General features: G+C 35.0%; 4 protein-coding genes. 3 read left to right on the forward strand and 1 reads right to left on the reverse strand.

The features are described 5' to 3' along the window. On the reverse strand, positions 1-2,799 hold a 2,799-nt coding region (locus tag F6K22_RS28810; protein ID WP_293105977.1), incomplete at its 3' end, for an Ig-like domain-containing alpha-2-macroglobulin family protein. Between the two features lie 730 nt (positions 2,800-3,529). On the opposite strand from F6K22_RS28810, the gene F6K22_RS28815 reads away from it, so the two are divergent. The 3 genes from F6K22_RS28815 to F6K22_RS28825 form a co-directional block, all read left to right on the forward strand. Further along, positions 3,530-3,841, forward strand: a complete 312-nt coding sequence (locus tag F6K22_RS28815) for a four helix bundle protein (protein ID WP_293105980.1) — start codon at positions 3,530-3,532, stop codon at positions 3,839-3,841. Between the two features lie 148 nt (positions 3,842-3,989). After that, on the forward strand, positions 3,990-4,256 hold the full coding sequence (locus F6K22_RS28820; RefSeq protein WP_293105983.1) for a hypothetical protein: 267 nt from the start codon (positions 3,990-3,992) through the stop codon (positions 4,254-4,256). Between the two features lie 668 nt (positions 4,257-4,924). Continuing rightward, positions 4,925-5,910, forward strand: a 986-nt coding sequence (locus F6K22_RS28825; protein WP_293105986.1) for a nicotinate phosphoribosyltransferase, incomplete at its 3' end; no start/stop codon positions are given.

A 5,910-nucleotide genomic window follows, 5' to 3' on the forward strand; every position in this document is an offset into this window, starting at 1 on the left:
AATATCGGTGGCAGTAATATTATCCTCAGCATTGGCAAAGTTGGCACGAATGCGATAACTACCTGATTCTGGGGGGGTGAGGTTGACGGTTTTGGGTTTGTTGCCAGTCTTGACTTTTTCGGTGGCAACGGTTTTGTATTCAACCTGATATCTGGGGTTGCGACTACCAGCAACTACCTGAGTGACAGTGCTGTATTCCATTTTTTGTAATTCCAGCAGAATATTTTCTCCAGAAACTGCTTTTCCTTGAGAATTAGTAACAATAATTTCTACCGGAAATTTTTTATTGGCATCGGCAACAAATTTACTTTTTAAACCTATTAACTTCTCACTTGGTAGAGCAGTAAATGTTTGAGTATCTGCCACAGAAAGATTAGATATATCTGTCACTTCCACATCTACTCGATAAGTCATTGGGTAAGGTAAATCTTTCCCGACTGTAAATATTTGATTATTCGCACCATTATTATCTAGCACCACATTTTTTTGCAGCACATTATTAGGAACAGTCGGTGCTTTTTCCGGCCAAAACCATTGACGACCAAAATCAAATTCTTGCCAATCTTTGGGAGTAAATTCTGTTTTTTGACGAGTCAGATAATATTTAGCTTTTGCTCCTTGTACTGGGGAACCAAACAAATAATTACTTTCAGCTTCCGCCCCAATTTCTTCACCAAGTAAAGCAATTTCTTGATCCAGTTTCAGGTCTACTTTAAAATTAGGTGGTTTAAATTCAGCGACGCGAAATTGCCCGTAAATTTCTACATCATTTTCTCCTTTCGCCTCCACATTGTAATAACCCAATGGTTGATTATTATCCAGAGAAATTTCTAGAGAAAAAGTTCCAAATTCATTAGTCGTTTGAGTACCTAAATTTTTCTTATTGCCATCTGGATTTTCTAGAGTTAATTGATAACCTGTACTTTTGGCTTGTTTCAAGTCACCATTTTCCAAATAATAAGCAGCTCCAGTCAACCAAACCTTTTCCCCTGGTTGATAAAGTTCTCTATCTGAAAAAATAGTACCTCGCGATTCAGGTTTTCCACTATCCCAACCAGAATAAATCCCATAACCATAAGTACCACTATATTCTTTAGTACTAGCAAATGCCCAATCTTTATTTTCTGTGGTAATTACTAATAATTCTGGTCCTTGAGAAAAACGCTGACCGTTCATACATTTTTGTAAGTCTGTCTTACTCAAACTTAGTAGACCAAATTCATCAGTTTTTCCAGTTGCACAAGCAGTAGGTCTAGGTTGAGATTTAGCATTTAATTGAGATTGATAAATCTCCACATCCGCCACTGCTGGAGAACCATCATCCAGATGATTTACTTTAATAATTCCCGACTCTGGAAACCACTGAGCAAATACTCCTAAATTTGTTAGTTGTACTAATCCATAAAATTTTGGTTCCTGCCATTTTTGCTGACCGTTTTGTTCATAAGAACTCGTCCGTGCTTGTACTCCATAAGCTAACATTCCAGTCTGACCGCCGAGTTTTTCTCGCAGGGGAACTGCTACTTCTGTTATTTGATTTTTTTCTCCAGAAACAGGATATTTTTCCCACTTTTCATTTTCAGGTAATAAGTTCTTCCTATCTTTTCTGGGATAAGCTGATTCTGTGTAAACTAAATCTGTTGGTTGTACAACTTTATAAACTGCTTTATATTCTGATTCTGGCAGATTTACTGTAGAAATATTCAGTTGTAAATTTTGACTATATGGGAAAATATTTAACCCTGAAGGAACAGAAATATCTCCCAATAAATCTCCTGTTTGATAATCTAAGACAACAGGCTTTCCTAATACTTGCCCAAATTTATCTTTGAGATTTGCGCCGATAGTAATTTTATAGTTTGTATCTGGTTCTAATAGCCAAGGATTGAGACTAACAATATTATAGTTTTCGTATGCTTGAATCAGATTTTTAGTCTCTTTTGGTTCTGGCTTAATACTAATATTTTCGACTGCCGAACTAGGCACAATTCCATGATTAAATTCCAACATAGGATTACCTTTAACAAATCTACCGCTTCCCTCGGAAAATTTGAATTGAGAAAATTCAAAATTAGAATAGGTTTCTACTTCACTAACAAAAGGTGTTTGACTAGGTAAATTCCCTTTCAATGGCTGAATACCTGAGTCAAATTCCAACCGATATTTAGTACCTTTTTCCAGATTTACTTCAGGAGTAATCAGATAATTCCATTGACGCAAAGAAGAGTCAAATTCTTCTATGGGAGGTTGTTCTTCCTCATCAGTTTCTAATGTTTCTAAACTAACTGTAAAAGGTAAGCTTTCTGTCTTACCATCTGGCAAAAGTTTTAAATTTTCTGTAATTGAATCTAAATCTAATTCCACATTTGAGGTGAATTTTAGAGTCGGATTTATATCAATTGGTTCTAGTCTTCTATTTTTCTCTTTGCTAGTTGGTAAATTGGTTAATTTGACTGCTTCAGTATTGAAAGTCCAGGCTAAATCTTCATCTAGTTGATGATTTTTCAAGTCAGATAAACCAGCTTTCAGAGTAACTTTGACTCTAGTAGATTTTGGGAAAGCTTCCGCTGGTTGAAACCCTACCATTTTCGGAGTCAAAAATCGGAATTGACCAGGTAATTCCGGGAAGATTTCAAACTGCCTTAATTTTTCCTGTTGTTCTGGAGAATCTAAAGTTTCCAAAGGAATTAAAGGCTCTTTAAACCGAATCCGAATTTGATTTAAAGAAGCAGCTTCTCCCGTCGGACTAATTTGTTCTATCCACTCCGGTAGTGGAGGAGTAATTATTAAATCTACCATTGGTAATTTTTCCTGCTTTGAGGTGCTATTAAAAATACCGCAGGCTCCTATTACAAATGTTAGGAGTAATCCTAGTAGAAAATGTTTCCAATATTTAAGAAGCATATTTGTTTTATTTGAGGACAATTTTTACCTACAATTATTAGAGGTTGATTTCCTGAATAGAATAGACTATTTAATCTATTTATAGTAAAGTATTATATCTCTAATAATGTAAATTGACAATTTTTAAAATTGATAATTATTGCTTTTCTAAAGCCATAAGGACGTTTCATAGAACCTCTTAGAGAATTAAACATTAATATTAATTCACAATGAAATGACAGAAATAACAGCTAATTATGATGAACCTTGGAAAGCAGCAATATCAAGTCAGAAGTCAGAAGTCAGAAGTTTTTATGAAGTTGTAAGTTTGAGGTTTTTGAAATAGGTAAATTCAGATATAATTTAGGAAAAAAATCACTATAAAGTTAGAAATACTAGGGTTGAGAAATAATTTGAGGTAAGCATTCAGCGGTCAGCTCTCAGCTCTCAGCTTCATTACCTTTAAAAGAGGAAAAAGTAATTTAGAAATTTCAAATAATTAAAAGTTACTGTAAAAGTCGATTAGTTAACCTTAAAAGTCTATCGAGCTACATCGTTTATTAAAAAGCTGTTTGCGTAGCATTCCGTTTGCGCAGCATTCCGCAGGAAAGGATAAGCTGAATGCTAATAGCTGAATGCTTACAATTTGAGTAATCAACAAATTTCAATTCAGGAAAGAACAAAAAAGTTTGCGGTTAGAGTAGTCAAAGCTTGTACTTGGCTAGAAGGAAAATCTAATGTGAGTAGAACTTTAGCAAATCAATTATTAAAGTCAGGAACTTCTGTAGGAGCTAATTGTAGTGAAGCTCAGTCAGCTCAATCGAAAATAGATTTTATCAGTAAATATGAAATTGCCCTGAAAGAAGCAAGAGAAACAAAATATTGGCTAGAAGTTATAATAGAAGCTGAAATAGTATCATTAGAAAAGTTGAAATGTCTGATGCAAGAAACCGAATAAATTATTAGAATATTAGTCGCTACTATTAAAAAACTCAAAGAATAACCTTCAGACTTCGGTATAACTTCATAAATACTTCTAACTTCTAACTTCTAACTTCTGACTTCTGACTTCTGACTTTTGACTTCATAAAGAGGAGGAACAAAGAATGGAATTTTTAAGCACTATGGAAGAGTTAGCTATAGAAAGAGGTGAAAAAATAGGTCTGGAAAGAGGAGCAAAAGAAACTTACCGACAAAATATTCTTGATTTACTGGAAAGACGCTTTAATAGTTTTCCAGAAACTTTGGTAAAAGCTGTTAATAAAATTGATGACTTAGCTTTGCTAAAACAGTTGCTTTTAGAAACAATTACTGTGAGTTCAGTTTCTGAGTTTGAAGAATTAATTAAAGAGGACTCATTTCTAGAAAACTAGCATAATAGGTTAGGTTGAAGAAAAATTATCGGAGCATCATTACTACTTATCATTGCGAACGGATGGTTGATAATTAATATAACTCAGAACAAATTCATACCCTGAAGCAATCTTTTATGATTAGAAATTATTTATGAGATTGCTTCGGGGAGTTTGATTTGAATCATATCTTTTCTTTTTTTCAGGATAGTTACTAATCATTTTTCGGAAAATTATCAAAAGAATCCAGACATATATGTTCATTAATGGATAATTGATAATTGATAATTACCTCTGGTTAAAACCGAGAGGATTGAATATAAGGAATATTTTCTTTGTTTTCCCCTATCCAAGGGGAGGCTTCAAGGCGCGAATCATTTAATTATTAATCATTAATTATTAATTTTTAGGTAAAAAATACTATAATATAAATAACAGCCTTTTAATGAAGTTAGAAGTTGTTTTTGTAACTGGAATTTTCAGCAACCTTACAAAAAACATTTCACCAACCAACATAGGGTTTTAGACTCAATTATTTTGATAATTAGGAAGTTATATTATACCCTTTGGTATGCTCCCGTATAAAACCTAGGGAAATATCTACTATATTTCAGGTTTTATATTCCCTTAAAGCTTCTTCCAACTTTTGCTAAAGTGCTGCGGGTTTTCAAACTACCGAGGATTTTTAAATGACACAAGAAGATAAAGAACTTTCTCTATCTCCAGAAAATTACAGTCTGTTAACAGACCTCTATCAATTAACAATGGCAGCTTGCTACGTCGGGGAAAAAATAGACCAACGGCAAGCTAGTTTTGAGCTATTTGCGCGAAGACTGCCCCCAGGTTTTGGCTATCTCATCGCTATGGGTTTAGCACAAGCATTAGACTATCTGGAAAAATTTCGATTTAGCTCCGAGCAAGTTGATGCTTTAAAGTCAACGGGAATTTTTACCAATGCTCCTAATGAATTTTGGTCGTTACTAGCAGAAGCTAAATTTACTGGAGATGTATGGGCAGTGCCAGAGGGAACAGCCATATTTCCTAATCAACCTCTACTGCGGATAGAAGCACCACTTTGGCAAGCGCAGTTAGTGGAAACATATCTATTAAATACAATTAATTACCAAACCCTCATAGCAACAAAAGCAGCAAGAATGCGGGATATTGCTGGAAATGACACCAAATTATTAGAATTTGGCACTAGACGCGCTTTTAGTCCCCAAGCTAGTATTTGGGCGGCTCGTGCTGCTTTGGCAGGGGGAATGGATGCTACTTCTAATGTTTTGGCTGCTTTGAAATTAGGTCGCAAACCATCAGGTACAATGGCTCATGCTTTAGTGATGGCAATATCGGCAGTTGAAGGTAGTGAGGAAGATGCTTTTAAGGCTTTCCAGAGATATTTCCCCACAGCACCTTTATTGATAGATACTTACGATACTTTGGCAGCTACTCGCTTATTGGCACAACGAGTTAAACAGGGTGAAATGCAACTGAGTGGGGTAAGATTAGATTCGGGAGATTTAGTTAAATTATCCCAGGAGGTGCGAGTGCTACTGCCAGAAGTGACGATTTTTGCTAGTGGAGATATCGATGAGTGGGAAATAGCTAGACTTCAGAGGGAAAATGCTTGTATTGATGGATATGGTATTGGTACTAAGTTGGTAACTGGTGTTCC

Origin of the sequence: Okeania sp. SIO2F4, assembly GCF_010672385.1 — a bacterium.
GTDB lineage: Bacteria > Cyanobacteriota > Cyanobacteriia > Cyanobacteriales > Microcoleaceae > Trichodesmium.

Excerpts from the sequence above, each read along its gene's own strand:
- F6K22_RS28820 (WP_293105983.1), top strand. The coding sequence starts at position 3,990 with ATGGAATTTTTAAGCACTATGGAAGAGTTAGCTATAGAAAGAGGTGAA.